This window comes from Vibrio sp. CB1-5 (assembly GCF_059412285.1).
This window is the reverse complement of record NZ_JBJHPB010000038.1, coordinates 1-25,987: the sequence shown is the minus strand read 5'-3', so window position 1 is coordinate 25,987 and position 25,987 is coordinate 1. Positions and strand designations below refer to the sequence as shown.

Here is a 25,987-nt window from a genome sequence, read left to right as displayed (position 1 = left end):
ACGCTGGGTGTTAATAATAAGGGATTTGATCATATATTTTTGTTATTATTTTCGCTTCAAAGGATGTAAATAACTCTATGGATGGCACACTCAACAAATAGGTGTTGCTATGCAAACGTATCAAATCGGTTCTTCTCTCGTTGGCTTTGCTTTTTCTGATCAATTGGAGGCATCTCGCACTTCAATGATGACCAGCGCGCTTTCTCTCCCTACGTCTGTGTCCGTTGTTGGTGAGCCAATGAATGCTCATAGCGTGGTGGTGTTCTCTTCACAAGCTTCGCTGCAGGAACTTGAAATGTTCGCTGCGATTAAACGAGAGTTTTGTGAGTCTTACTCGTTTTTGGATGTGTACTGCGATGCCACGATTGCCGACTTGAGTGTGTCTCGTCAATCGGCGGTAAGTACTCTGCCAATGGATGTGAATGCATCACACTGTGAAACGGCACAACAAGTTTTAGAGCGCTCAATTGGCCGTAATGTGGTTGTCGTTGCTAGTGATAGCAATATTGAACTATGTGTTCAAGCTTGTGAGTTAGAAGGGCTCAATGTCGTGAGTACAGTTTCTTTGTGCACTAAACGTCCAGATTTCTTGGCACTGCAGTCATAATACTTCTTTAGCTCAAGCTAACATAGTGGATAGTAACAACATCATGACTTACTCATGGTGTTGTTTTTTTATTTGAGCCAACTATTCTTGAAATAACAGTCCTTTAAACTTAGGTGGCGTTATTTCAACGAGCCGCACTCTCTCTTCTTTGCGAAAGTATTCGATTCTGCTAGTCGAAGACGATGCTGTCATGCGTGCGAGGCTGCGTTTACTACTCGAAAAACGTGGCTATGAGATTATGGTGGCATGTGATGGTATTGAAGCACTATCACTGCTTGCAAAACATGAACATATTCAGTTTGTGCTCAGTGATTGGGTGATGCCCAATATGGACGGGGTTGAGCTCTGTCAGTCAGTGAAGTCCAATGACTACAATCGCTATCTGTTTTTCGTATTACTCTCCTCTCAAGACGATCATAAGTCGATAACGCTTGGCATTAACGCTGGAGCGGATGATTTCGTTGCCAAAAATACACCGGTAGATGAGCTTGATGCGCGGATTAAAGCGGGGTTTCGAACGCTTGATTTGCATAATCAGCTGATCGAGAAAAACAATGCCCTCAATTTGGCCTACGCACAAATCAATAGCGATCTTATGGTTGCGAGTGATTTGATTGGTAAGCTGCTGCCTATTAAAAGATCGTTTTCTGATATTGAACTTGCCTATGTTCACCAACCATCAGCGGCTATTGGCGGTGACATGCTAGGCTGCATTGAGTTTGATGACCGTTTTATCGCATTTTATATTTTTGATGTTTCTGGGCATGGTGTGGCATCGGCACTGCTTTCTTTCTCTATTCACCATACCTTGAATACCTTACAGGGCGATTCCGCGACTATGTACACTGATCGGCAAGGAAAACGTCAAGTTAGAAAGGCGTGTGACGTTTTGGCATCCCTCAATCGAACATACACCATCAATGACAACCATGGTTTGTACGCCACTATGGTGTACGCGGTGCTCGATAGAAAAACCGGTGAGCTAGATGTTGCGTTTGCTGGTCATCCGCCATTAATTAAGGTGAACGCGTCAACTGACTCTAGTGAAAAGATAGGAGAAAGTGGGTTTGTGATCGGTATGTTTGACTTTGCAACGTATGAATCGACTTCACTTATCTTAGAGCAGGGTGATGAAGTTTGGTTCTATACCGATGGCATCACTGAAGCGCAGGTAGATGATGAAATGCTTGGAGAAGAGACGTTGGAAACCTTGATTGCCTCTACTCGTGGAGCTGTGATACAGGACAAGCCATCATTGGTAATGGAGCGGGTAAAAGCGATGATAGGAAGCCAAGAGTTTGACGATGATGTCAGTTTGTTGGCCGTGCGTCGAAGTGGGGAAGGTTATGACTAGATTTCTTAGGACGTTTGAATCATCGACTGACGCATCAAGAGAGATCGCTGCTGCGTTGTTGGACTTTTGGGGGCAGCAAGGCATTCAAACACCTGTAATTCATGAACTTGAGCTGTGTGTGGTTGAGCTTGCAAACAATGTTTACGAGCATGGGTATCAAGAGGAAGACGGTAAAGTGATTGAAGTCGGTTGCCGTGTTGCTGCAAAACGAATAGAGATAACGATCAACCATGAAGGTTTATCGTTAGAATCTGATGTGATGGATGAAATGCTCAGTGCATCGCTTCAAGAGTTCGATCTAGATGATCCGCTAAGCTGGGCAACGTCGGGTCGCGGTTTCTACATTCTTAATGCGTTGATGGATGACGTCTCTGTTAGTGAAAACGACGGTGTGACCAGCTTTAGGCTTATCAAACTTCTTCCCTCGCTGCCATAGTTTATGAAATTACGATTGTTATTTTGTGCGCATTGGTTAAAATAGCCGCTTGCTTTGGATGGTGCATCCGTATTTGCATCAAAAAACGCAACCATTCATATGAAAACGCGGCAATTATTACCAATTCAATTGCCAGACAATAAAGCATGTCTTGCTTGGTGTGCAAGACCACTGTAATAGGACTTTATATGCCTGTAATTACTCTTCCTGACGGTAGCCAACGTCAATTTGATAACCCAGTATCCACAATGGATGTCGCTCTATCTATCGGTCCTGGTCTTGCGAAAGCAACCATCGCTGGTCGTGTAGATGGTGAGCGTGTTGATGCGTGCGATCTGATTGAAAATGACGCGAGCTTAGAAATCATCACAGTAAAAGACGAAGATGGTCTTGAGATCGTTCGTCACTCATGTGCTCACTTGCTTGGTCACGCGATTAAGCAGCTTTATCCAGACGTCAAAATGGCGATCGGTCCAACGATCGATAGCGGTTTCTACTATGACGTTGATTTAGACCAGTCTCTCACTATGGAAGACGTGGAAAAAATCGAAAAGCGCATGAAAGAGCTAGCAAAAACCAAGTATCAAGTTATCAAGAAAAAGGTTAGCTGGCAGGAAGCGCGCGACACATTTGAAAGTCGCGGCGAAACATACAAGATGGAAATCCTTGACGAGAACGTTTCTAAAGACGACCGTCCAGGCCTATACCATCATGAAGAATACATCGATATGTGTCGTGGCCCTCACGTGCCAAACATGAGCTTCTGTCAGCACTTTAAACTGCTGAACGTTGCTGGCGCATATTGGCGTGGTAACAGTGACAACAAGATGCTTCAACGCATCTACGGCACTGCGTTCCACGATAAGAAAGCACTGAAGGCGCACCTAACTCGCCTAGAAGAAGCAGCAAAGCGTGACCACCGTAAAATTGGTAAGCAGTTGGATCTATTCCACATGCAGCAAGAAGCACCGGGTATGGTGTTCTGGCACCACAATGGTTGGTCTGTATTCCGTGATCTAGAAGTATTCATCCGTGAAAAGCTGACAGAATATGACTACCAAGAAGTAAAAGGTCCGTTAATGATGGACCGCGTTCTTTGGGAACGCTCTGGTCACTGGGACAAATACGCTGACGCGATGTTCACAACCTCTTCTGAGAACCGTGAATATGCTATTAAGCCGATGAACTGTCCAGGTCACGTACAGATCTTTAACCAAGGTCTAAAATCGTACCGTGATCTACCGCTACGTATGGCTGAGTTTGGCTCATGTCACCGTAACGAACCATCAGGTGCACTGCATGGCATTATGCGTGTACGTGGCTTTACTCAGGATGATGCTCACATCTTCTGTACTGAAAGCCAAATTCAAGATGAAGTAACATCTTGCATCAAGATGGTGTACGATACGTACAACACGTTCGGTTTTGACAACATTGTAGTAAAATTGTCAACTCGCCCTGAAAAGCGTGTTGGTAGCGATGAAATCTGGGATCGCTCTGAAGAAGCACTTAAGCAGTCTCTTGAAGCGATGGAAATTCCATACGAGATTCAAGAAGGCGAGGGTGCGTTCTACGGTCCTAAGATCGAATTCACTCTATATGACTGCCTAGATCGCGCATGGCAATGTGGTACAGTTCAGCTAGACTTTAACCTACCGGGTCGTCTAGGTGCAACTTACGTGGATGAAAACAACGAACGTCAAGTTCCTGTCATGATTCACCGTGCAATCCTAGGTTCTCTTGAGCGTTTCATCGGTATTCTTATCGAAGAATACGCTGGCTTCTTCCCAACGTGGTTGTCGCCAGAACAGGCTGTTATTATGAATATCACTGACAAACAGTCGGATTATGTTCAAGAAGTAACACAAAAACTGCAAAAAAGTGGAATTAGAGCCAAAGCGGACTTGAGAAATGAGAAGATTGGCTTTAAAATCCGCGAACATACTTTGAAGCGTATCCCGTACATGCTTGTTTGTGGTGACCAAGAAATGGAAGCTGGCGAAATTGCAGTACGTACACGTAAAGGTAAAGACCTCGGTAAATTTAAAGTGGATGACCTCATTGCATACATCCAAGCCGAAGTTTCAAGCCGTAAGCTCAATCTGGAGGAATAAGCTATTAAAGGCGGAAGACGTGGCCAACAACCGGCCAAACAAAACCAGCACCGTTTAAACGGTGAAATTCGTGGCGTTCGTGAAGTTCGTTTAACTGGCGCAGATGGTGAACCTGTCGGTATCGTATCGATTCAAGAAGCACTAGATGCCGCTGTAGAAGCTGGTATGGATCTCGTAGAGATCAGCCCTAACGCCGAGCCACCAGTTTGTCGTGTGATGGACTATGGCAAGTTCCTCTTCGAGAAGAGCAAAGCTGCGAAAGAGCAGAAGAAGAAGCAAAAGCAGATCCAGATTAAGGAAGTAAAATTCCGTCCTGGAACTGATATTGGAGACTATCAGGTAAAACTACGCAACCTGACGCGTTTCCTAGAAGACGGCAACAAAGTGAAGGTAACAATTCGCTTCCGTGGCCGCGAAATGGCTCACCAAGATATTGGTGTCGACGTTCTTAACCGTCTGAAAGAAGATACTGTAGATTTAGCTGTAGTAGAATCTTTCCCGACTAAGATCGAAGGCCGCCAAATGATCATGGTATTGGCCCCTAAGAAGAAGTAATTAACGGCTTTACAAGTAAGAAAACCTAGCCGTTCTTAAATGGCTGGGTTTTGTTCGCCCTAATTACTATTGTTTAACAACTCAACAATGCGGAGTTATTCATCATGCCTAAGATGAAAACCAACAAAGGTGCTGCTAAGCGTTTTAAGAAAACTGCTGGTGGTATTAAATTTAAGCACGCTACAAAACGTCACATTCTGACTAAGCGTACTACTAAGAACAAGCGTCAGCTACGTCCAAATGCAATCCTTCCTAAGTGTGAAGTGGCTGCAGTTGTTCGTATGATGCCATACGCTTAATTCTTTTTAGTTTATCAATCGTTTAGTTTAGGAGAGACATAATGCCTCGCGTAAAACGTGGTGTACAAGCTCGTGCACGTCATAAGAAAGTTCTAAAACAAGCTAAAGGTTACTACGGTGCACGTTCACGTGTTTACCGCGTAGCTTTCCAAGCAGTTACTAAAGCTGGTCAATACGCTTACCGTGACCGTCGCAACAAGAAACGTCAATTCCGTCAACTGTGGATTGCACGTATCAACGCGGCATCTCGTCAAAATGGTCTATCTTACAGCCGTTTCATCAACGGTCTTAAGAAAGCATCTATCGAGATCGACCGTAAGATCCTTGCTGACATCGCGGTATTCGACAAAGCTGCATTTGCAGTTCTAGTTGAAAAAGCGAAAGCTGCTCTTTAATTAGCAGTTTAGGTCTATGTAAAAGGGGAGCGTAAGCTCTCCTTTTTTGTGCCTACAGAATACTGGATAGTGGACTGGTTACACCGTTTGCCCCTCTATTTAATACATGCGTGTATATTTGTGTTGTCTTCACATCGGTATGGCCGAGCTGTTCTTGGACAGTGCGAATATCGGCTCCGCTTTCTAGTAAGTGTGTTGCGAAGGAATGACGCAGAGTATGACATGTGACGGTTTTCCTCAAGTTCGCTTTTTTAGCCGAAGCTCTGACAGCTCTTTGCAAAGTCGAAGGGTGTACGTGCTGTCTTCGAAGTAAGTTGCTTCGTGGATCTTGACTTAATTTGGTCGAAGGAAATAAGTAGTGCCAACCGAAATCAAGATGTGCATTGGGATATTTTCTCGTTAAAGCATGTGGCAGATAGACACCACCGTAGCCTTGGGTGCGATAGTCCATCTGATAGTAGCTTCTAGCCCGATTAATTTGCTCCTCTAGCGAGCCACGCAACTCGTTGGCTAGGGTGACCACTCTGTTCTTAGCGCCTTTTCCTTGCCATACGCGCAAGGCGCCATAATCGAAATCTACATCGTTGATTCTTAATCGAACACATTCCATTACGCGTAATCCGGAACCATACATAAGTTGCATCGGTAGCAAAAAATTAGGATTAGTGCATTTCATTAGCTGCGATACTTCTTGCTGAGTTAAAACTACTGGCAGCTTGGTCTCTTGGACTGAACGCTTAAACTTCAGCTCCTTATCTAAAGGTGTTTTTTGTATTTCTTTGTACAAGAAGTGCAGAGCATTTAATGCGAGCTTCTGTGTCTTTGGAGCAAGGTTTAGCTTTGTCGCCAGAAAGGTAAGGTAAGCTTCGACTTCCTCAGAGCCCATATCTCTTGGGTGTTTCATGCCATGGAAAATGATGAATCGCTTGATCCAATATAAATACGCTTCAATCGTTCGCTTCGCGTACTGCCTGGTGTACATGTATTCAGAGATGTGTAATAGGTAAAGTGATTTCATAACAAATAAAGCATGTATAAATGAACAGTGCCTTTGATTTTAGGGTATGCTGGAAGTTATATAAGCATAATGTTGCTTATCGTGAGTGGTGTCACATAAAGAAGTAACGTAAGGTGCTGATTGCATTGGATGTTCATGTTAGATTGGTGTTTTACTGTTCTGAGGCAGGGGCGGTAGCGTGGGGGAGTTATAGGCGCATGGTGCGGACTAATATATGTTATGCACCAAAGATAGGGTTTACATCCATGCTTTTGTGTAGAATTCTTATGACTCTAATGCTCTGACTACCAATTTGTTGATAAAAGATTACGTGGCTGCCTTGAGGGAATTTTCGATAACCTTCCCGAATTTCGTTGCAAGCTTTACCAACGTCAGGGTTCTCTGCAAGCAACCAGAATGAGTCGTCGAATTGCTTGATGTAAATGTTACGTTGTTCGCGACCCCAACGACGGGAAGTGAAAAGGGCGATGTCTTTTAGGTCAGACTTCGCCTTTTGGGTTAGTTGAAATGGTTTCATTTTCTTTCTTCACCGTCTAACTCGTTGATAAATGAATCAAGGTCGTAGTCTGCTAGTCCGCTTTCTTCGCCTTCAACAAGTAGTTGACGTAAAGTGTTCATTTTGGTTTCTTGCGTTTCGAGTAGTCTCAGAGCAGAGCGGATAACTTCGCTTGCTGAACCGTAGCGGCCACTTTGTACCTGACTTGTGATAAAACCATCGAAGTGTTCACCAAGAGTAACGCTTGTGTTTTTTGCCATGTAGCACCTCCTAAGTACCAAGTAATACCCAATTATGGTACTAAACGGAATCGCTAGCAAGTGGTGCATAACAAATTGCTCAAGTCGACAGCTAACAGTTGGGCATTTTTGGTTTGGTTGGGTTTTGTGATTAAGGTGGCTTTGCTTGAGTGTCGTGGCGGTTAGCTGCAACTTAGCAAGGCGTTAGCGCACAATCATACAACTAGGAGGTATGTAGTTTGATTAAAGGTAGCTGCCAATGTGGTGCGGTTCAATATGAGTTGTTATCTGAGCCTTTTCGAGCTTCTCATTGTCACTGCAAGATGTGTCAAAAGCTACATGGATCAGCATTCGCTACTTATGTGACCCTCCCTAAAAATGACCTGCGTTACATCTCAGAGCTGACTGAAATTACAGAATACAGTTCATCTGCACATGTTACTCGTAAATTCTGTAGAACGTGTGGCTCAAATATAGAGTGGTCTGATAGCCAGAGATATCCAAATAGAGTATCAGTAACACTTGCTACATTGGATGGTAGCTATTCTCCTAGTGAGATTCACGACATTTTTGCAGAAACGGCGGTGTGTTGGTCAGTGCGCTAACAAATTGTTCAAGCAGACAGCTAACAGTTGGCGATTTTGGTTTGAATTGAGTTTGGTGATTACGGTGGCTTTGTTTGGGTTCGGTGCTAGTTAGCTGCCACTTAACAAGGCGTTATGCATCAGTGGGAGTATGGCTTATAGAAAGGTACTACCTTTGGTTTAAAGGTTGTCATTGACGGTATGATAGAGCTACACACGATGTCATGGAGGGTTTCTGATGGGAACGGTAATTGGTTTAGCAATTCTAGCTGCTATCGATTTTTATCTTGTTCGTAAAACTGGGCTTCATATTCATCAATGGATTTCTAGCAGGTACGAGGAGTACTTGGAGAGCAAAAAAACTAAGAAATAGCACTTGCTTAGTATACGAATCCAAGAGGCATAACAAATTACTCAAGTCGACAGCTAACGTTCGGCGATTTCGGTTTGATTGAGTTCAGTGATTACGTGGCTTTGCTTGGGTGCTGTGTTCGTTAGCTGCAACTTAGCAAGGCGTTATATTCTTTCGGCTGAAATTTGAACTGTCTCGCTGAACTTGCTTTTTGGTTCCGAACATTGGAATTCATGTTGCATACTCATTTCCGGAGGGAAATTGTATGAAAACATTGATAGTTAAGAATACGCTATTTACGCTTTTTGTTGGCTTTTCCATAGTGTGGTTAATCTCGTTAGGTAAGTTTTTGGAGACGGCGTCGCAATACCCTGTGGATTATTTATATCTGGTTTTTGGTGTAGTTTTAGCTATTTTTGTATCTGTTTATACCATCCGAGACTTACAACAAAACTCTTGGCACAAGTCGTTTGGGATTTACCTTATATATTATTTTGGGGCATTGGGCTTGTTTGCTGATGGACATCAGGCAGGGTGGAGCCATAGTGATAGCTTTCTGGACAAGTTATTCATGTCGGGTATTTATATTTTTGTCTTTTCGTTCTCGTTTATAGTTCCACTAGTCATTGGGCTACTTGCTTTCATTCAAGCATACTTTCTCTCGATTGCAGTCGAAAATAGACGAATATAACAAACAATTTAAGAGGGATTCACAACGCTCGGCATTTTTGCTTCTACTTCAAATTTAGTGTTTATACCACAATGCTTTAGGTTTGGGTGGAGGCGTCGTTCACCCCTTAATTGGGCGTTATGCGCTAATAGGAAAAACGATGAAAGGAGTTCAATAAATGGTTACTTGTTACCTAAGATATATCATTGATCCATCCAAGGTTAGTGAATTTGAAGAATACGCGAAAATGTGGATCCCACTCGTAGGGAAGTTTGGTGGGCAGCATCACGGTTACTTCTTACCTTCTGAAGGCGCTAATAATGTTGCCTTAGCTTTGTTTTCATTCCCAAGTCTCGCAGCTTACGAAACATATCGTATTGATTCATTTAGAGATAAAGAGTGTATTGCGGCTTTTCAATTTGCTGAAGATACAAATTGTATCATTAGCTATGAACGTAGCTTTTTCAGACCTGTGCTCGACTAACCACGCACATAACAAATTATTCAAGCAGACAGCTAACAGTCGGCGATTTTAGTTTGGATTGAGTTTAGTGATTATGGTGGCTTTGTTTGGGTGTAGTGGTAGTTAGCTGCTACTTAACAAGGCGTTAGCTGCCATCAATGTTCAAAGGAGGAACTAATGGATTATCCACTTCAAGGAGCATGTCAGTGCGGACAAGTTACCTATGAATTACATGAAAAACCATTAATGGTCTTTGCTTGTCACTGTACAGAGTGTCAAAAGCTATCTACTAGTCCATTTAGCATAACTGCGGTTGTTGATGTATCTAAAATAGAGTTTTCGGGTCAACTGAGAAGCTGGGAGCGCTTAGCTGATAGTGGTAATCGAAACTGCGCAATGTTTTGTCCAAGCTGTGGAAACAGAATTTATCACTTCAACCCAGATGCACCGGAAACAGTTAAGTTAAAGCTAAAACCAATTGATCTATCTTCAACTGATATTTTCGAACCTCAAGCGCATGTTTGGGTTAGTGAAAAATTGGATTGGTATCAGATACCAAATAATGTAAAGGTCTTTCTCAAGCAGCCGAGCTAGCAGCTAACAAATTGCTCTAGCAGACAGCTAACAGTCGGCGATCTTGGTTTGAATTGAGTTAAGTGATTACGGTTGTTCTTCGATAGTGCAAGCTATTAAAGATAAGGTCAGTGACGCGATAGATGAAAACTTAATATTCATTAGCGCTCCTTTCAGGTTTTGGTGTGTAGCCAAAACGTATCACTGTTGAAGAGTGGAGCAAGTTATCAAGACTGAATCTCGACTCGCTTTAGTTCTCAAGTAGGAGTTTCACAATGACATATTTGCCCTTACAAATCTCGGTTGAGGAGTTTACTGTTTTTACTTTGAAGCTGATTTACTGGAAGAATCAAAATACTGTATAACTACACACAAGCTACACACAAACTACACCCATAAACTGTATGGATATTGTCTTTTGGTATTAAAATCATTTAAATCAATTGGTTATATTTGTTCTTCGGATTTCAAATACACTAGAAAAGGTGAAACCCCGATGTTGGTAGCATCGGGGTTTCGAATTTTTTAAAATTCTTGGTTGGTAAGACCGAGAATCTTTCTATGCATAAGGTTTGGATTAAATCCGATTAATTCCTTGGTAGGGGAATTAGATGCGGATGAAGTCCATGTGCTCAACTTTTGGCTTGAACGCGTGACGTTGAACGTCTTGTGGCTTAACCTTAATTTCTTCGCCAGCAACCACTAGAGTGATGCCTTCGTAGAATTCTGGCTTGTCCATTTGGTTTACGATGTCATCGTGGTTTAGAGCAACTGATACAGGTGCTGCTTCACCACCGTAAACGATTGCTGGGAATTGACCAGCGTGACGTAGGCGGCGGCTCGCACCCTTACCTAGTTCAGTACGTACTACTGCTTCGAATTTCATAGTTTTTACTCTCAAAATAGTAAAATTAACAAATACGTTTTGACATAGCGACCTAGTCAAAACTTAAATCGTTTTAAGTGATCGTAAAGATACTCTCAAAACGAGCGCGGATACTAACATTCATACTGTGGCTCGGCAATAGCAAATTGCTTATATCTCTACTATTTTTCGCCCTTTAGCTTAAGAACTGCGCGCAATCCACCCATTTTACTCTCTCCAAGCTCCAATTGGCCACGATAACTGTGTGCCATTTCAGAGACGATATTGAGACCAAGACCCGTGCCAGGAGTACTTTCATCAAGGCGAACACCACGCTTGGTTACCTCACGGCATTGTTCTAATGGAATGCCCGGTCCGTCATCTTCGATAATCAGTTCTACTTCCGAGTCATCAAGATCATTGGAGTGAACTCGGATAAAGCTGTTACCCCACTTGTAAGCGTTCTCTAGCAGATTGCCAAGCATCTCATCTAGGTCGGCTTTTTCTACAGCGACTTCCAAATCGGTATCGAGCTCGTTAATAAGAGCAATCTCTCGTTCGGCAAAGACCTTGTCAAAGGCGAGTGAGATAGCATCGACGCGCTCGCTAGGGGAAGATTTGACTGCGAGGATGTTCATCGCACCAGCCATGCGTGCACGACCTAAGTGGTAATCAATCTGCGCTTGGATTTGAGCGATTTGGGGCTCCAGCTTAGCACGGTCATCAGCAGATAAGCTTTCAAGCTCGTTCTTGAGCACAGATAGCGGCGTTTTAAGTGCGTGTGATAGGTTGCCTGCATGATGCCTTGCTCGTTCAAGAAGCTCCTGGTAGTGAAACAGTAGGGCATTGAGGTCTTTAACCAGCGGCGCGATCTCTTTAGGGTACTGCTCGTCTAATGAGTGCTGTTCCGCCGCTCTTAGACTTTGTAACTCACGTTGCATTTTACCGAGTGGACGCAAAGACCAGCTTACCTGACCAATGATGAGCGCTAATATACCGAAGACCATAACACCGAGAATAAGCCAAAGTTCTCCGGTGAGTGATTCTAGCGTGTCATCAATAGGATCTTCATCTTGGCCGATAATAATGGTGACTCCGTCACTGACCTCTGGTAGAAACAAAGTGCGCTTTATCGTGATGAGCTTTTCATCTTTAGCACCAAAGTAATGGGGCTGTTTGTCTTTACCTTTAGTGCGCAGTGTTTGATCCCAAAGCGAACGGGAGCGCTGGATGCCTTGTTTGGTTTCAATTTGCCAGTAGAGACCACTGTATGGCTGATTGAAGCGAGGATCGGAAAGTTGAGCCGAAAGAATAAGCTGACCTTTGTCGTCGACCTCTAGATTGGCGGCAATTTCATCCATGGCATGGCCAAGTTGAACTTTGAGATCACTGATTAAGTAATCTCGAACTAATCCTGGAATCGACACGCCGGCGGCAATTGTCATGGCGGAGAGCCACAGCGTCGCAGCGAGCAATAGGCGTGTTTTGAGACTGAGCTTCTTGACTCCTTTGCGCAGTCTCTCTTTAGAAAGGTTAGGCATTCAACTGATACCCTAGTCCTCGAACGGTTCTTATGACATTCGGAGCGATCTTTTTGCGGATTCGGCCGATGAATACTTCAATCGTGTTGGAGTCGCGGTCAAAGTCTTGTTTGTAAATGTGCTCAACCAGTTCAGTACGGGAAATGACTTTGTCGGCATTGTGCATAAAGTAAGCGACAACTTTGTACTCAAGTGCCGTAAGACTCACTGCACTGCCTTGCCACATGACTTTAGACGTTCTTGTATCCAAGCTCAGATCGCCAATTTGCATCAATGGAGAGGCGTTACCGGAGGCGCGGCGAAGCTGTGCACGGATACGGGCTATGAGTTCAATCATTTCAAAGGGTTTGGTGAGGTAGTCGTCTGCACCTGCGTTAAGGCCTTCAACGCGCTGTGTGAGTGTGTCACGAGCGCTAAGGATTACGACTGGCGTGTTAATGCCTTCATCTCGAATACCTTTTAACACTGTTAGACCATCGATTTTAGGAAGCCCTAGGTCGAGAACAATCGCATCCCAATCTTCAGACGTAGCGCGATAAAGTGCATCAATACCATCTTGAGCAAGCTCAGGTACCCAGCCTGCGCTTTCAAGAGTCTCTAAGATCTGTTCACCCAATCTTGGTTCATCTTCAACAACAAGAATCTTCATTATCTTTCTCTTTTATTTATAGTTGCTTGCGATTTATTTTTTGATAACTCGTTGTAGATTATGGCCTTTGATCTCCATCATCTCCAGTGTCGTTGCATTGTATTCGACTTTTATAACGTCTTGGTCGTGCAAGAGCTTGAGCTCGTAGATCCATTCATTGTCATCTTCTTCTAGCTCAACTTTTATCACGCGACCGTTGAGATCGTTTTCAACCGTCGCAAATAGCACTGAGAAAGGTTTGATAAGACCTTGTTGAACGGCATCAAAGACTTCGTCCTGATCTTCATCGAACTCTACGCGAGTATCACCCGTCTCTACATCTTGGACTAACTCGTGACCGCTCTGTTTATTAGCCGCTTGGTCGTCAGAGAAAAAGCCTGCGTTTGCCGTTAAAGGCACGACTAGCGAGGCTGAAAGAACGAGTGCGGCAAAGATTTTATTTACTGGGTAAGGCATAGCAAGATCTCAGCGTTATCAAACATGGTATTAATATAAAGGGCGAAATATGAATCAAACCTGAACAGGTTTTCAGTTTAATTCATCATCGAATACTTTATCGCGCATTTTCCAGAAACGGCCACTTTTACGAGCAATGACAAAAGCGGGCAATCTAAATCTGTGCTGATTGTTTACCACTTTAGTTGGCGAGGTGGCGTCAAACTCACGATGCTTATCCGCCAAATGCGGGCGCACGAATTTAGATAAAAAGGTCTGCTTTTGCTTTTTGGTGCTCAAAGACCAAAATTCACTCACCTGAGCATCGTTGTCGCCAATGTAATTAACACGCAGACTGCTTTTGCCTTTATCATCCTTATGAACTTGCAGGTTCATGTCGACGCACTCGAAGACTAATGCGTCTTTAAGGTTGAGCGCCTCTTTTAGTTTTTTATCTGGATCGACCAAGGTAGCGTCGCACTCGTGACAAATTCGAGCGGCAATGTCGTTATCTGCGCCACATTCAGCACAGTATTTGGCTCTAAATCGATAGTCGCAGTGTTCACGTTCACCAGTCTCTTCATCGGTAAAGTAGCCTTGGCATTTGCGGCCAAAGTGCTCAATCAAAAAACCGTTGGCATCGAGTTTGCCCCAAAAATCATTGTTAAACCCGCAAGCCGGGCAGGGGATGGTAATGATTTCTGAGTCTGAATCGGGCTTTGGATTGCCAACTTCAGGCTGATAGAGATCGTATGTGTTACCGGCATAGTCGAGCACCAAACATTCCGTTTTGCCTTCAGAAAGGCGAAGGCCACGGCCAACAATTTGCTGATACAGGCTGACGGATTCTGTAGGGCGCAGTATCGCAATTAAATCGACATGCGGCGCATCAAAGCCTGTGGTAAGAACGGAGACATTGACCAAGAATTTGATTTCTCGCTGCTTGAATCGGTTAATGATGTCGTCACGCTCAGGCGTTGGTGTGTCGCCTATGACGATTTGACTGGCTTGTTCTGGCAACAGAGATAGGATTTCCTGAGCGTGACGTACTGTCGCGGCAAAAATCATCACGCCCTGCTTATCTTCACTGTAGCGGATGATTTGCTCAACAATCTGGGGTGTCGCGCGTTTAGACTGCTCAATCACCAAGTCCATCTCCGACTCTTTGTATTTGCCCATGCTGGTGGGTTTTAACTGAGAGAAGTCGTAGCTCAGCACGGGAGCATCGATGAGTTTTGCAGGGGTTAGGAACCCTTCATCCAAAAGGTACTGAATAGGGAGTTCAAAAATGCAATCTTTGAAGAAACGTGGCTCATCGCTACGCACTAAACCCTTGGTGTGATATTGGTAAATCCAGCCCACACCAAGACGATATGGGGTCGCGGTCAGTCCAAGTATTTTTATGCCAGGGTTAATCTCGCATAAATGGCTAATGACTTTCTGGTAGCTTGATGTTTTGGTCTCTGGCACGCGGTGGCATTCATCGATGACCAGCAGTGAGAATTGATTGGCGAAGGCATCTAGGTTTCTCACCACAGATTGTACTGAAGCGAAGACGACTTGTTCGGAAGTTTCTTTGCGTCCGAGACCCGCTGAAAATATCGACCCTTTCAGACCATAGCCTTCATATTTTGCGTGGTTTTGCTCTACTAGCTCTTTAACGTGGGCAAGCACCAGTACTCGACCGCGTGCAAGGCGAGCGAGCTCAGCAATTACTAAGCTTTTACCAGCGCCTGTTGGGAGCACAATGACAGCTGGTGTGTCATTTTTGCGGAAATAATGAATAACGGCTTTCACGGAGTCGGCTTGATAAGGTCGAAGCGTGTACATACGGCTCAGTTTTACTCTACATTTTGAAAAACCCCTCTATAATACCCCACGAAATGAAAACGAGGTATTCATGCGTTTAGATAAGTTTTTGTGTGACGCGTTAGGCGCTACACGTAAAGAAGCCACAAAGATCATCAAATCAGGCGACGTCACTGTGGATGGCGTGATTCAAAAGAGTGGTGCATTCAAAGTAACAGAAGAGAGCAGTGTCGAGTGGCAGGATCGTGAGGTTCGTATGCAAGGCCCTCGCTACATCATGCTATTTAAGCCAGATGGTTTTGTTTGTTCTCATGAAGATGGATTTAACCACACGGCCTTTATGCTGCTTGATGAAGTGAAGATGGAAAATCTCCACTTTGCAGGTCGATTAGATGTGGATACTACCGGTCTTGTTTTGATTACCGATGATGGTCAGTGGTCACACAGAATTACATCGCCAAAACACAAGTGTGCTAAGACTTATCGCGTGTGGTTAGCCGATCCTGTTCAGCCAAACTATCAGCAAGCGTTTGAAGAAGGTATTGAGCTAAGAAACGAGAAAGCACCGACGCTACCGGCTCAACTTGAAATCATCGATGATAACGAAGTGCTACTGACTATTCACGAAGGCAAATACCATCAAGTTAAGCGCATGTTTGCGGCACTTGGTAACAAGGTTGAAGGTCTGCATCGTGAGAGTGTGGGTGAAATTGTTTTGGATGAGATGCTTGAGCCTGGCGAGTATCGTTATCTCACTCAAGAAGAAATTGACTCAGTCTGGAAAAAGTAATACTAATAGACTGATTTATAAGTTTAGATTCATTTTGTGAATAGAATGGCTGCGAGCCTCAAATTTAATCAGTACAAAGCAGACGTAGCTCTATAAAACATAGCTCTGTAAAACGTAGCTCTATCAAACATAGCTCTATCGAACTTAGCTTTGTACTGACCACCTTCCTATTCTCGCGGCCAGATTCATAACCAATCTCACTCAACGGGACGTTGAGTAAAACATGAGCATAAAAGCAAGGAATGCGGCTCATCGACGTTTTAGGAGCGATATGAGTTCTCAAACCACATCGCAGCCCAATACACCCCAACTTGGTTTGTTACTGTTTTTAGTGCTTGGAGCTATTGGTTCATTGACGCCGCTGGCGATTGACATGTACCTCCCTGCGATGCCAACGATCGCGCAGGATATGGGTGTCACGGCCGGGGCTGTGCAAATCACGTTAACCGTGTATACCGCTGGGTTTGCTATTGGTCAGCTTTTGCATGGCCCACTTGCGGACAGTTTTGGGCGTAGGCCTATCTTGTTATTTGGCGTGTTCTTTTTCGGTGTTGCTTCCGCGGTGTGTGCGACCACGAGCAGTATTGAGTCGCTTACTTTGGTTCGTACTGCGCAAGGGTTTGCCGGTGCCGCAGCGGCAGTGATTATCCAAGCCGTTGTTCGTGACATGTTTGATAAAGAAGACTTCGCGCGCACCATGTCGTTTGTCACCTTGGTCATTACTTTGGCACCTTTGGTGGCACCAATGATTGGTGGTCATCTTGCCGTTTGGTTTGGGTGGCGCTCAATCTTTTGGGTGTTGACGGGCTTTTCGGTGATCGTGATTGCTGCTGTGCTTTGGAAAATTCCAGAGACGCTGGCGCCAGAAAACAGACAACCGCTTCGATTTAGAACTACGATTAAGAACTACCTGCGTCTATGTAAAAATCCCGTTGCGATGGGGCTTATTTTCTCGGGCGCATTTTCATTTGCAGGCATGTTTGCTTTCCTAACCGCTGGCTCGTTTGTCTATATTGATATCTATGGTGTGTCACCGGATCAATTTGGTTACCTGTTTGGCCTGAACATTGTGACTATGATTATCATGACCAGTTTGAACGGCCGCTTTGTAAAAAAAGTAGGCTTGCACGGGATGCTGCGCTTTGGTATCGGTATTCAGTTGTTTGCGGGCATCGGACTTTTGGTAAGTGGCGCGCTTGATCTTGGTATTTGGGGTATCGTGCCTTTTGTGATGCTGTTTGTGGGCACGCTGTCTACGATTGGTAGTAACGCAATGGGCCTGCTACTCAGTGGTTACCCAACAATGGCGGGCACGGCATCGTCTCTTGCGGGCACGTTACGATTTGGAACAGGGTCTGTCGTGGGGGCTATTGTAGCGTTTTTACCGAGCGGCACACCGTGGCCAATGATTGCATTAATGGCGATTTGTTCGGTATTATCCGCCGCCTTGTATTGGACGTTTGGAAAAAAAGCATAATGTCTGCATATTATTCAGAAATTCAAAAAGTCGTGAACTCAGCATTAGAAGAGTTGGCGGCAGAGCACGCAACAGGAAAGCTGATTAACTCGCCTGTATCGAATAACCTCTTTTTGTTGAGATGGGTAACACGTACGATCAAAACACAGCGTTTTGACAAAGCGACCAGTGCTAACCTTATTCAATGGCAGAAGACTGGGCGTTCTAAGGGCAATGACTCGATGCTAGAGCCAACGTTCAAGCGCATCTCTGCTTATTACGAAGGCTTCTTTGGTGGTGAAATTGCACCGGTTACAGACGCTAAGATTGAGCAGTTCATTGATGATATGGAACAAGCAGGTTGGGGCGTGTGTACGTCGGAAGTATTAACCGATGGCGGCAAAGTCCAATTCTTTACCGATGGCGCCAACTCGTTTGCTGTGTGTGCTAATCAATGTGATGACTGCTTTGATGGTGAGAACCTAGTAAAACCTATGAGTTGGTTTGTTCGTGGCAACCATGCTGAGTTCATTACTAAAGCCTATGAGGCTGGATTTATGCTTCACAAAGTGACTGATTATAAGTCGAAAGTGAAGTATCACGGTGAGTACCTTATTTACCCACTTAATCAAGGTACGCAACTAGCGGAAATTCCATTGTCATTTAAAGCGTAAATGCCTAGTTTGACAAGAAAAGCGTAGCCCCAGTTTTAGGGTGCTACGCTTTTTTATGTTTGAATCTAGGTGATTTTATTTCAATTAGCCTTGCGAGCTGCTGATTTAGCTTTACGAACGATAGCTCGAACCATGCCTTTAAAAATGAACAGGTGAGCTGGCATCATCGCAAACCAATACAGCAGTCCTAAAAAGCCTTTAGGATGCCACCAAGCGCTGATGTTTATCTCTCGTTTGTCTCCATGGTCTGTAATGGTGAATTCCAGCCGTCCAAGTCCAGGCCCTTTCATCCCAAATAACAAGGACAGAAAGTGGGGCTGTTCGCAGCGAATGACTTTCCACGAATCGATAAAGTCACCTACCTTTAGTTCTGGGCCTTCTGGCGAGCGCCTTACAGGACGGCCGCCACCAAAGAAGATGTCGAGCCACTCTCGGGTTCGCCACAGTATATTGGCGAAGAAGTAGCTGTCCTTGGGATCGCCTATCGTTTTCACCACATCCCATAACTGCTCAGCGCTTTTACTCGTTGTAAAGCTTGATCCAGTTTTCTTAGGATAATAACCATACCCGGCTTGCCAACGGCTAAGAGCAGCGGGCTCAAACCCCCAAACGTTGCTGCGAATAAATTTACCGTCCTGCTGAATGCTGGACGCCACAGATTGTTGGTAAGAAATGAGCTCTTGCGGGAAGCGCTGCCTAATCGATTGAGAGTCGGCAATAAAATCATGCTCAAGCCCCGCTATCAGGGCACGGCCAATACTTGAAGGCACTGACGTGACAACGCCAAGCCAGTAAGAGGCGATTTTAGGTGTGAGCAGTGGTGTTGCCCATAGGCGTAGCGGTTTACCTATTTGCTGACAAATCACCTCGAATTGTTGGCGATAGGAGAGTACATCGGGTCCGCCGACTTCATAGATTTCGCTATTTGGATCAGTTTCTTTTGATAGTTCAATGAGATAGTGGTTGAGGTTTTCCAATGCGATAGGGTTGGCTTTTGAGTCTACCCACTTTGGCGCGATAAGTACCGGAAGGTTATAAACAAAGTCGCGCATGATTTCATACGCGGCGGAGCCCGGACCTATTATCACGCCCGCACGCAGCTCAGTAATAAGGACTTTACTCGTACGTAGTAACTTGCCAGTGGCTTTACGAGCCGCTAAGTGCTCGGAGTTGCCTGTTTGCGGCTGGATGGCGCTGAGGTAGATAACATGCTCGACTTCGCTGATCTCCAGCGCATCGCGAAAGTTCTGTGCGAGCGACAGTTCATAGTCTAGGAAGTCATGACCGTGCGCCATTCCATGTACTAGGAAGTAGACCAGATCAAATTGCGGAACGAGCGCAAGAGTGGCTTCACGATCGGCTAAGTCGAGATATTCGAAGGTTAAATGTGAGTGTGGGATAATTCGAGCTTTAAGGTAGTCAATCTGCCGTGCTGCTGCGGTTACGTGATAACCTTGAGCGAGTAAAATAGGGATCAACTGTGAGCCGACATAACCCGATGCGCCGAGAACCAAAACTCGTTTCATTCTTATCCCTCGATTTATTCCAAGAAAAACTATCTCTCTAAAATTTAACACATTTTAGAAAATTTTCAGAAAAGCTGCTCTTCATAGTCCCTGACTTTTTATTGGAGGAAAAGCAAATTATTGACACCTTTTTTTATCATTAAGCGACAGCATATTTTATAAGAATAGCGAACTCGTAGAATAGTCGCGTGATCTGGGGGTTTTTCCTTCCTTGTAGGTCAATTTTAGTGTAGATTCGGTGTCCAAATTTTCGTTTTCGTAAAGAGTTTCAATGCTTAAGTTGTCTGACCTTAGCAAGGGCTATATTGACGGTGGTGAGTTCCATCCTGTACTGCAAAGTGCAGAGTTAACACTGGCACAAGGTGAACAACTGGCATTAATGGGTGAAAGTGGCTCAGGAAAGAGTACGTTACTAAATTTAATTGCAGGGATCGATAAAGTGGACTCTGGTGAAATTTGGTTCCCTGACTTTGCTATGCACGAAGCGAAAGAGAGTAAGCGCACTGCTTATCGCCGCAACAATATTGGCCATATCTTTCAGCAATTCAATTTGCTGCCTACGCTAAACATCGCCGACAACATTCGTTTCTGCCGTCAGATCAAAGGCCTGCCTGAAGATCGTGGTTTGTGGCGCCAAATTCTCTCTGCACTTGATTTAATGGCGTTGCTAGGGCGTTATCCAGAAGAAATTTCCGGTGGTCAGCAGCAACGAGCGGCCATTGCTAGAGCGTTGTATATGGAGCCGAAAATCTTGCTAGCGGATGAGCCGACAGGAAGCTTGGACGAGCGAAATGCTGAGGCGGTAATGCGCTTGTTGACGTCTCTTACTCGACATCTGGAATGTACCTTGTTGGTCGTTACTCACAGTGAGAAAGTGGCTTCTCACTTAGATGGCTCGATACGCCTTCAAGGAGGGCAATTACATGTTATGGCCCGTAGTTAAGGCGCTACTGGGACATTATCGTCGCCATCCTTTACAAATTCTTCTCGTTTGGCTTGGTCTAACACTAGGCGTATCACTGCTTGTTGGTGTGACCGCAATCAATCATCATGCTCAGCAAGCCTATGCCAGTGGCGAGCGACTGTTCGCAAACCCAGTACCTTATCGCATTCGCCCTAAACATGCGGAAACCAAAATCCCGCAAGGTTTTTATATTCAATTGCGCCGTGATGGCTTCAAGCAATGCGTTCCTTTTGATATACAGAAAGTGACCACTAATGATGGCTTAGAGCTGAATTTAGTGGGCGCCGATCCTATTTCTCTCTTGCAATTGAAGAACAAGATCACTATCAGTGATATTGCATCACAAGATTTGATTAAGGTACCAACAACGATCCTTGTCAGCCATGATTTGTCTGAACTGAAGGGCTGGAAAAATGGCGACTCTATTACCTTAGATAATGGTTTGGTACTTGGGCCTGTAAAGGTAGATAGTAAAGTCGGCATCAAAGGCATGCAAATTGTCGCGGATATGTCCTTAGTTCGTGCGCTCAAACGCTCTGCCGGTTTATCTGTTATTGCTTGCGGTGAAATGAGTTCAGGTCAACTAGAACGACTTCGCAAAATGATCCCAAATGGGATGACACTGTCACGCAGTTCACAATCTGAGTTGGAATCTCTGACCGCCGCCTTTCACACTAACTTGTCTGCTATGAGTATGCTGTCGTTCGTGGTTGGTCTATTTATCTTTTATCAGGCAATGTCACTGTCATTGGCTCAGCGTCAGCCGCTTGTCGGTAGCTTGCGACAAGTTGGGGTTTCTGGTTGGCAATTGGCGCAAGCGCTCTGTATGGAGCTTGCGGTATTAGTCTTCCTAAGCTGGCTGTGCGGCAACGTGTTTGGTCTTGTATTAGCAAACCAACTTATCCCTGCAGTTTCGCAAAGCTTGAGTGATCTTTATGACGCCAATATTGGCTTGAGTATCGAGTGGAGCTGGCAGTGGAGCTTGTACAGCTTTGTGCTTGCGATGTCGGGCGCGGTGATTTCTTGTGGCTGGCCTTTGATTCGTTTGTTGAAGACACAGCCAGTCCGTTTGTCAGCGCGACTTTCTTTAATGCGCTTTACGGGGGCAGAATTTACTTGGCAGGCATTTTTAGCTTGTGGCCTGTGTGTGGCGGCGGTTGCTATTTATCAGGCGCCTAAGTCTCAAAACTCCGGTTACGCCATTATTGTACTCATGTTACTTAGCGTGGCATTGATTACACCGTTTATTACTTGGAAGATCTTTACCCTGTTTTCTTACTCACTTCGCTGGGTCAAACTTCGCTGGTTCTTTGCTGACGCAGCCGCGAGTATGAGTTATCGCGGTGTAGCGAACATGGCATTTATGTTGGCAATGGCAGCGAACATGGGGGTTGAAACTATGGTTGGCAGTTTCCGTGATACGACGGATCGCTGGCTAACTCAGCGATTAGCTGCGGATATTTATGTGTATCCGACCAATAACAGTGCGAGTCGCATGAGTAGCTGGCTAGAAGAACAACCAGAAGTTGAACGCGTGTGGTGGCGCTGGGAAGAAGAAATCCCAACCGAATCTGGATTGATGCAAGTTGTGAGTACCGGTAATTCAGTTGGCGAGATGGAGGCATTGACGGTGAAAATCGCGGTGCCAAACTATTGGTATCATCTTCACCACTCTCGCAGCATCATGATCAGTGAGTCTATGGCGCTAAAACGTGATTTACGCCCGGGAGACTATGTCGATTTGGGAGCGCCGCTCGGCGGCAATTGGCATATTGTTGGCGTCTACTATGACTATGGCAATCCATATCATCAGGTATTGTTGTCGGAAAACCGTTGGCTTGCGAATTTGTCAGGCTCTGGTGATGTCGCCTTGGGCGCGGTGTTAAAAGATAAGACACAATCGCTGTTTGTCGAGCAGAGGCTTCAATCACGCTTTAGACTGAGTAGTGAGCGTATTTATGACAATACCTCTATTCACAATAAAGCGATGACCACGTTTGATCGCACCTTTGCTATTGCCGATACCCTTGGCAACATCACATTGGTCATTGCCGTGTTTGGTATCTTCTTTGCGACTATTGCAGGGGAGATTACTCGTCAGCGACATACTTCATTGCTGCGTTGTCTTGGCGTTTCAGGTAAAGAGTTGGTGATGATTGGCGGCCTACAGCTATTAGTGTTTGGCTTGATCTCTGCAGCGATTGCAATGCCGCTGGGTGTAGCGCTAGCGCAGCTCATTGTCGATATTGTGATTAAGCAGTCCTTTGGCTGGTCACTTGAGCTTCAAATAGTTCCTTGGCAATACCTAGGAACGTGTTTGTGGTCGTTGGTAGCATTGGTTATTGCGGGGGCTCTTCCTGTATTGAAGCTTATTCGTAATTCGCCGATTCATTCACTCAGGGATGCGCTATAAATGAATCGAATGCAGAAACTCATTTTCTCTTGTTTGCTGATTGTTGTGGTTGCAGCAACGGTTATCTGGGCGACCAAACCGGTACACGACGCGATTACCGTCACCAAAACCAGTCAAATTAATGCGGTATTTGGTTCCCCCGGCAAAAAGGTATTTGAGCCGGTTTTGCCGGATAGAGAGATCAAGCTACCGCAAGATTTTCGTTTTCATCCAGAGTTTCAGCATGAGTGGTGGCAGTTTGTTGCTCAATTAGAAGATGAAGCAGGGCAAACCTATTGGCTTCGAGTTCGATTCTTCCGTTATGCCAGTGATGATCGCGTTGCTACGGGATGGCAAGATCCTCAAATCTATATTGCTAACGTGGTGCTTAATAGCCATCTCGGCATGTTTACGGACCAGCGCATAGCTCGCGGCGGTATCGGCCAAGCGGGTGGATTAAGTCGTCCATTTCGAGTGTGGATTGATGATTGGTCTTGGCGCTCTCTATCAAGTGAGCCACTGCCAGGTAATTTAAAACTGGCCACTGAGCAATTTGCAGTGAATCTTCAGCTTATGGCGGTCGGTCATTACGCACTGATTGGTGAAAATGGTTACCACAAGAAGCACGACTTATTGCCGCGTGCTTCCTATGCCATCGAATCCCCATTTGTAAAAACCGTCGGTACGCTGGCGCTCGCGAATGGAAAGGTACTGACGATTAAAGGGCGAGCTTGGCTCAGCAAAGAGTGGGGCAGTGAGTTAGTAGGGGCGAGCTATGTTGGCGAAGACAACTTTGTTCTTTGGCTTAACGATGACGAGGCTCTACTAGTCAGTCGTTATCGATACAAAGATAATATGCCTTACACCAGCGCTGCGATATTGGATCGCCAAGGTAACGTCAAGAATATTCCTACAGGCGATATCTCTATTCGAGCCGTTGGTTATACCGAATTTGATTCAGGACGGCGCGTCCCGCTTAGCTGGCGATTGCGAGTTCCTAGTCATGATATAGACCTTGTCATTAAAGCGCGTAAGCGAGACAACTGGGTCAATTTCGTTGTGCCCCAGTGGCAAGGAGCTATCATGGCTAATGGCTCCCACCAAGCTCAAGGGTTCATGCAATTAAGCGGCTATTAAGCCGCTTTTTTTTGTTCGTCACTTAGTTACATCTGATACTTCTTGTTACTCAATTGCGTCATATTGTGGTTCTAGAATGATATTGACATTGAGTAGACTGAGCTAAGCCATTCATTCATCGCATCTATCTTTGCTCTATACTGTTACTAGTGGTGCTGAATTGGTATACATATCTCGAATCTTGTAAGAGTATTATTCGGTTATTCCTACATTTAACATCCGTAGAATCGATTTTTTATGGAATTTAACTAGATATACAATTTTTAACATTCAAACAATGTGAATAAATATTAAGGGCTTTACATTATGAATGACGTCATTCGTAACTTTTTTAAGATGGAATCTGCAGGGGGCATCATCCTAGTTATTGCTGCGGCAATTGCGATGGTTATCGCCAACTCTCCTCTCAATGAAATGTATCAAGGCGTGCTTCATACCTACGTTTTCGGTCTATCTATTTCACACTGGATAAACGATGGTTTGATGGCAATCTTCTTCTTCCTAATTGGCTTGGAAGTTAAGCGCGAGTTACTTGAAGGCGCTCTAAAGTCAAAAGAGACAGCCATCTTCCCTGCAATCGCAGCTGTCGGTGGTATGGTTGCTCCGGCACTTATCTATGTTTTGTTTAACATGGGCGATGCACAAGCAATGAGTGGCTGGGCTATCCCAGCAGCAACAGATATTGCCTTCGCTTTGGGTATCATGGCATTGCTTGGTAAGCGTGTACCTGTCGCTTTGAAGGTCTTCCTACTGGCGCTTGCTATCATCGATGACTTGGGTGTTATCGTTATTATTGCGCTTTTCTACAGCAGCGACCTTTCCACTATCGCATTGTCGCTTGGCTTTATAATGACGGCAATCTTGTTCGTACTTAATGCCAAGAAGGTGACTAGCATACCAGTCTACCTTGCAGTCGGTGCGGTGCTCTGGGTAAGTGTACTGGCTTCTGGTGTTCACGCGACGCTAGCTGGGGTAGTACTTGGATTTGCTATTCCGCTTAATGGTAAGCCGGGCGAGCATTCACCACTTAAGCATTTAGAACACGCGCTGCACCCGTACGTTGCATTTGGTATTCTGCCTATCTTCGCATTTGCTAACGCTGGTATCTCGCTAGAAGGTGTATCAATGTCTGGATTGACTTCAATGCTACCTCTAGGTATCGCAATGGGTCTGCTAGTTGGTAAGCCTCTGGGTATCTTTACCTTCAGCTGGGCAGCAGTGAAACTTGGTATTGCGAAACTACCTGAGGGTGTGGATTTCAAACAGATTTTTGCAGTATCCGTGCTGTGTGGTATCGGCTTTACAATGTCTATCTTTATCGCGTCATTGGCATTTGTAGGAGTGAGCGCAGAGTTTGATACTTACGCAAGATTGGGTATTTTGATGGGCTCAACAACTGCAGCGGTCCTAGGTTACATCTTACTGAACCTATCGCTTCCAAAGGAAGCCGCACCAGAGCCAAAGATTCAATATTAAACACTCAGGTATTAAGTGCTCAATCATTGCTTTGAGAACAAGACAAACCCAGCTTCGGCTGGGTTTTTTTGTTTGCCCAGCGAAGCTGGCAAACCCGTCAGGTTGAAAGAAACCTGAA

General features: G+C 44.9%; 27 protein-coding genes. 18 read left to right on the top strand and 9 right to left on the bottom strand.

Going from position 1 to position 25,987, the window contains the following annotated elements; genetic code table 11:
- The first annotated feature begins 109 nt into the window (after nt 1-109).
- From ACJB0T_RS20115 to rplT, 7 genes are all read left to right on the top strand, one after another.
- On the top strand, nt 110-607 hold the full coding sequence (locus ACJB0T_RS20115) for a hypothetical protein (RefSeq protein ID WP_479290427.1): 498 nt from the start codon (nt 110-112) through the stop codon (nt 605-607).
- Between the two features lie 148 nt (nt 608-755).
- Complete coding sequence (locus tag ACJB0T_RS20110; RefSeq protein WP_479290425.1) at nt 756-1,961, top strand: PP2C family protein-serine/threonine phosphatase; 1,206 nt, start codon at nt 756-758, stop codon at nt 1,959-1,961.
- Nucleotides 1,954-2,397: an ATP-binding protein gene (locus ACJB0T_RS20105; RefSeq protein WP_479290423.1), complete on the top strand. Its 444-nt coding sequence runs from the start codon at nt 1,954-1,956 to the stop codon at nt 2,395-2,397. The genes ACJB0T_RS20110 and ACJB0T_RS20105 overlap by 8 nt, the downstream gene beginning before the upstream one ends.
- A 188-nt stretch (nt 2,398-2,585) precedes the next feature.
- Nucleotides 2,586-4,511 carry a threonine--tRNA ligase gene (gene thrS, locus ACJB0T_RS20100; protein WP_479290421.1) on the top strand — a complete coding sequence of 642 codons (1,926 nt, stop codon included), beginning with the start codon at nt 2,586-2,588 and terminating at the stop codon, nt 4,509-4,511.
- Between the two features lie 3 nt (nt 4,512-4,514).
- On the top strand, nt 4,515-5,066 hold the full coding sequence (gene infC / locus ACJB0T_RS20095) for a translation initiation factor IF-3 (protein ID WP_103879584.1): 552 nt from the start codon (nt 4,515-4,517) through the stop codon (nt 5,064-5,066).
- Nucleotides 5,067-5,170: 104 nt separating this feature from the next.
- Nucleotides 5,171-5,365: a 50S ribosomal protein L35 gene (gene rpmI, locus ACJB0T_RS20090; protein WP_019275792.1), complete on the top strand. Its 195-nt coding sequence runs from the start codon at nt 5,171-5,173 to the stop codon at nt 5,363-5,365.
- Between the two features lie 41 nt (nt 5,366-5,406).
- Nucleotides 5,407-5,760 carry a 50S ribosomal protein L20 gene (gene rplT, locus ACJB0T_RS20085; protein ID WP_004401084.1) on the top strand — a complete coding sequence of 118 codons (354 nt, stop codon included), beginning with the start codon at nt 5,407-5,409 and terminating at the stop codon, nt 5,758-5,760.
- 52 nt (nt 5,761-5,812) lie between these two features.
- Here the strand turns inward: rplT and ACJB0T_RS20080 are convergent, their stop codons facing one another.
- The 3 genes from ACJB0T_RS20080 to ACJB0T_RS20070 form a co-directional block, all read right to left on the bottom strand.
- The gene (locus ACJB0T_RS20080; RefSeq protein ID WP_479290419.1) at nt 5,813-6,778 is read right to left on the bottom strand and encodes an integron integrase; all 966 of its coding nucleotides are present in this window, start codon (nt 6,776-6,778) and stop codon (nt 5,813-5,815) included.
- Between the two features lie 217 nt (nt 6,779-6,995).
- The gene (locus ACJB0T_RS20075) at nt 6,996-7,295 is read right to left on the bottom strand and encodes a type II toxin-antitoxin system RelE/ParE family toxin (RefSeq protein ID WP_479290418.1); all 300 of its coding nucleotides are present in this window, start codon (nt 7,293-7,295) and stop codon (nt 6,996-6,998) included.
- Nucleotides 7,292-7,534, bottom strand: coding sequence for a type II toxin-antitoxin system ParD family antitoxin (locus tag ACJB0T_RS20070; protein ID WP_222306859.1), 243 nt, complete (start codon nt 7,532-7,534; stop codon nt 7,292-7,294). The genes ACJB0T_RS20075 and ACJB0T_RS20070 overlap by 4 nt, the downstream gene beginning before the upstream one ends.
- A gap of 218 nt (nt 7,535-7,752) precedes the next feature.
- Between ACJB0T_RS20070 and ACJB0T_RS20065 the strand changes: the two genes are divergently transcribed.
- The 4 genes from ACJB0T_RS20065 to ACJB0T_RS20050 all read left to right on the top strand — a co-directional run bounded on the left by ACJB0T_RS20065 (nt 7,753) and on the right by ACJB0T_RS20050 (nt 10,176).
- The gene (locus ACJB0T_RS20065; protein WP_479290416.1) at nt 7,753-8,118 is read left to right on the top strand and encodes a GFA family protein; all 366 of its coding nucleotides are present in this window, start codon (nt 7,753-7,755) and stop codon (nt 8,116-8,118) included.
- Between the two features lie 596 nt (nt 8,119-8,714).
- Nucleotides 8,715-9,140, top strand: coding sequence for a hypothetical protein (locus ACJB0T_RS20060; protein WP_479290378.1), 426 nt, complete (start codon nt 8,715-8,717; stop codon nt 9,138-9,140).
- Nucleotides 9,141-9,297: 157 nt separating this feature from the next.
- Complete coding sequence (locus ACJB0T_RS20055) at nt 9,298-9,603, top strand: NIPSNAP family protein (protein WP_479290377.1); 306 nt, start codon at nt 9,298-9,300, stop codon at nt 9,601-9,603.
- A gap of 156 nt (nt 9,604-9,759) precedes the next feature.
- Entirely contained in the window at nt 9,760-10,176 is a 417-nt protein-coding gene (locus ACJB0T_RS20050) for a GFA family protein (protein WP_353496306.1), read from the top strand.
- Nucleotides 10,177-10,762: 586 nt separating this feature from the next.
- On the opposite strand, the gene rplY is transcribed toward ACJB0T_RS20050, so the two are convergent.
- The 5 genes from rplY to radD form a co-directional block, all read right to left on the bottom strand.
- Entirely contained in the window at nt 10,763-11,041 is a 279-nt protein-coding gene (gene rplY / locus ACJB0T_RS20045) for a 50S ribosomal protein L25 (protein ID WP_042498373.1), read from the bottom strand.
- A 161-nt stretch (nt 11,042-11,202) separates the two neighbouring features.
- A complete protein-coding gene (locus ACJB0T_RS20040) occupies nt 11,203-12,561 on the bottom strand; it encodes an ATP-binding protein (protein WP_479290376.1) in 1,359 nt (452 codons plus the stop codon).
- Nucleotides 12,554-13,210: a response regulator transcription factor gene (locus ACJB0T_RS20035; protein WP_446647597.1), complete on the bottom strand. Its 657-nt coding sequence runs from the start codon at nt 13,208-13,210 to the stop codon at nt 12,554-12,556. The genes ACJB0T_RS20040 and ACJB0T_RS20035 overlap by 8 nt, the downstream gene beginning before the upstream one ends.
- A gap of 33 nt (nt 13,211-13,243) precedes the next feature.
- Nucleotides 13,244-13,666, bottom strand: coding sequence for a PepSY domain-containing protein (locus ACJB0T_RS20030; RefSeq protein WP_479290374.1), 423 nt, complete (start codon nt 13,664-13,666; stop codon nt 13,244-13,246).
- A 72-nt stretch (nt 13,667-13,738) separates the two neighbouring features.
- The gene (radD, locus tag ACJB0T_RS20025) at nt 13,739-15,475 is read right to left on the bottom strand and encodes a DNA repair helicase RadD (RefSeq protein ID WP_479290372.1); all 1,737 of its coding nucleotides are present in this window, start codon (nt 15,473-15,475) and stop codon (nt 13,739-13,741) included.
- A gap of 70 nt (nt 15,476-15,545) precedes the next feature.
- Here radD and rsuA point away from each other — a divergent pair, with 70 nt between their 5' ends.
- From rsuA to ACJB0T_RS20010, 3 genes are all read left to right on the top strand, one after another.
- A complete protein-coding gene (rsuA, locus tag ACJB0T_RS20020; protein WP_042498381.1) occupies nt 15,546-16,244 on the top strand; it encodes a 16S rRNA pseudouridine(516) synthase RsuA in 699 nt (232 codons plus the stop codon).
- Nucleotides 16,245-16,515: 271 nt separating this feature from the next.
- Nucleotides 16,516-17,721 (top strand): Bcr/CflA family multidrug efflux MFS transporter, encoded by a 1,206-nt coding sequence (locus ACJB0T_RS20015; RefSeq protein WP_479290370.1) that lies wholly within the window; start codon nt 16,516-16,518, stop codon nt 17,719-17,721.
- Nucleotides 17,721-18,374 (top strand): DUF2913 family protein, encoded by a 654-nt coding sequence (locus ACJB0T_RS20010; RefSeq protein ID WP_479290369.1) that lies wholly within the window; start codon nt 17,721-17,723, stop codon nt 18,372-18,374. Before ACJB0T_RS20015 ends, ACJB0T_RS20010 begins: the two co-directional genes overlap by 1 nt.
- Nucleotides 18,375-18,454: 80 nt before the next feature.
- Here ACJB0T_RS20010 and ACJB0T_RS20005 read toward each other — a convergent pair whose 3' ends face one another.
- Nucleotides 18,455-19,900, bottom strand: coding sequence for a DUF2867 domain-containing protein (locus tag ACJB0T_RS20005; protein WP_479290367.1), 1,446 nt, complete (start codon nt 19,898-19,900; stop codon nt 18,455-18,457).
- 271 nt (nt 19,901-20,171) lie between these two features.
- Between ACJB0T_RS20005 and ACJB0T_RS20000 the strand changes: the two genes are divergently transcribed.
- From ACJB0T_RS20000 to nhaA, 4 genes are all read left to right on the top strand, one after another.
- Entirely contained in the window at nt 20,172-20,843 is a 672-nt protein-coding gene (locus tag ACJB0T_RS20000) for an ABC transporter ATP-binding protein (protein WP_479290365.1), read from the top strand.
- Nucleotides 20,824-23,277, top strand: a complete 2,454-nt coding sequence (locus ACJB0T_RS19995) for an ABC transporter permease (RefSeq protein WP_479290363.1) — start codon at nt 20,824-20,826, stop codon at nt 23,275-23,277. The genes ACJB0T_RS20000 and ACJB0T_RS19995 overlap by 20 nt, the downstream gene beginning before the upstream one ends.
- Nucleotides 23,278-24,393: a lipocalin-like domain-containing protein gene (locus ACJB0T_RS19990; RefSeq protein WP_479290361.1), complete on the top strand. Its 1,116-nt coding sequence runs from the start codon at nt 23,278-23,280 to the stop codon at nt 24,391-24,393. It begins immediately after the preceding gene.
- 306 nt (nt 24,394-24,699) lie between these two features.
- A complete protein-coding gene (gene nhaA / locus ACJB0T_RS19985; RefSeq protein ID WP_479290359.1) occupies nt 24,700-25,869 on the top strand; it encodes a Na+/H+ antiporter NhaA in 1,170 nt (389 codons plus the stop codon).
- Nucleotides 25,870-25,987: the final 118 nt, after the last annotated feature.

Excerpts from the sequence above, each read along its gene's own strand:
- ACJB0T_RS20080 (WP_479290419.1), bottom strand. The coding sequence starts at position 6,778 with ATGAAATCACTTTACCTATTACACATCTCTGAATACATGTACACCAGG.
- ACJB0T_RS20015 (WP_479290370.1), top strand. The coding sequence starts at position 16,516 with ATGAGTTCTCAAACCACATCGCAGCCCAATACACCCCAACTTGGTTTG.
- ACJB0T_RS20035 (WP_446647597.1), bottom strand. The coding sequence starts at position 13,210 with ATGAAGATTCTTGTTGTTGAAGATGAACCAAGATTGGGTGAACAGATC.
- ACJB0T_RS20005 (WP_479290367.1), bottom strand. The coding sequence starts at position 19,900 with ATGAAACGAGTTTTGGTTCTCGGCGCATCGGGTTATGTCGGCTCACAG.
- ACJB0T_RS20060 (WP_479290378.1), top strand. The coding sequence starts at position 8,715 with ATGAAAACATTGATAGTTAAGAATACGCTATTTACGCTTTTTGTTGGC.
- ACJB0T_RS20050 (WP_353496306.1), top strand. The coding sequence starts at position 9,760 with ATGGATTATCCACTTCAAGGAGCATGTCAGTGCGGACAAGTTACCTAT.
- rplY (WP_042498373.1), bottom strand. The coding sequence starts at position 11,041 with ATGAAATTCGAAGCAGTAGTACGTACTGAACTAGGTAAGGGTGCGAGC.
- ACJB0T_RS20030 (WP_479290374.1), bottom strand. The coding sequence starts at position 13,666 with ATGCCTTACCCAGTAAATAAAATCTTTGCCGCACTCGTTCTTTCAGCC.
- rpmI (WP_019275792.1), top strand. The coding sequence starts at position 5,171 with ATGCCTAAGATGAAAACCAACAAAGGTGCTGCTAAGCGTTTTAAGAAA.
- nhaA (WP_479290359.1), top strand. The coding sequence starts at position 24,700 with ATGAATGACGTCATTCGTAACTTTTTTAAGATGGAATCTGCAGGGGGC.
- ACJB0T_RS20105 (WP_479290423.1), top strand. The coding sequence starts at position 1,954 with ATGACTAGATTTCTTAGGACGTTTGAATCATCGACTGACGCATCAAGA.
- ACJB0T_RS19995 (WP_479290363.1), top strand. The coding sequence starts at position 20,824 with ATGTTATGGCCCGTAGTTAAGGCGCTACTGGGACATTATCGTCGCCAT.
- ACJB0T_RS20115 (WP_479290427.1), top strand. The coding sequence starts at position 110 with ATGCAAACGTATCAAATCGGTTCTTCTCTCGTTGGCTTTGCTTTTTCT.
- thrS (WP_479290421.1), top strand. The coding sequence starts at position 2,586 with ATGCCTGTAATTACTCTTCCTGACGGTAGCCAACGTCAATTTGATAAC.
- ACJB0T_RS20055 (WP_479290377.1), top strand. The coding sequence starts at position 9,298 with ATGGTTACTTGTTACCTAAGATATATCATTGATCCATCCAAGGTTAGT.
- ACJB0T_RS20040 (WP_479290376.1), bottom strand. The coding sequence starts at position 12,561 with ATGCCTAACCTTTCTAAAGAGAGACTGCGCAAAGGAGTCAAGAAGCTC.
- ACJB0T_RS20070 (WP_222306859.1), bottom strand. The coding sequence starts at position 7,534 with ATGGCAAAAAACACAAGCGTTACTCTTGGTGAACACTTCGATGGTTTT.
- ACJB0T_RS19990 (WP_479290361.1), top strand. The coding sequence starts at position 23,278 with ATGAATCGAATGCAGAAACTCATTTTCTCTTGTTTGCTGATTGTTGTG.
- rsuA (WP_042498381.1), top strand. The coding sequence starts at position 15,546 with ATGCGTTTAGATAAGTTTTTGTGTGACGCGTTAGGCGCTACACGTAAA.
- ACJB0T_RS20010 (WP_479290369.1), top strand. The coding sequence starts at position 17,721 with ATGTCTGCATATTATTCAGAAATTCAAAAAGTCGTGAACTCAGCATTA.
- rplT (WP_004401084.1), top strand. The coding sequence starts at position 5,407 with ATGCCTCGCGTAAAACGTGGTGTACAAGCTCGTGCACGTCATAAGAAA.
- radD (WP_479290372.1), bottom strand. The coding sequence starts at position 15,475 with ATGTACACGCTTCGACCTTATCAAGCCGACTCCGTGAAAGCCGTTATT.
- ACJB0T_RS20075 (WP_479290418.1), bottom strand. The coding sequence starts at position 7,295 with ATGAAACCATTTCAACTAACCCAAAAGGCGAAGTCTGACCTAAAAGAC.
- ACJB0T_RS20000 (WP_479290365.1), top strand. The coding sequence starts at position 20,172 with ATGCTTAAGTTGTCTGACCTTAGCAAGGGCTATATTGACGGTGGTGAG.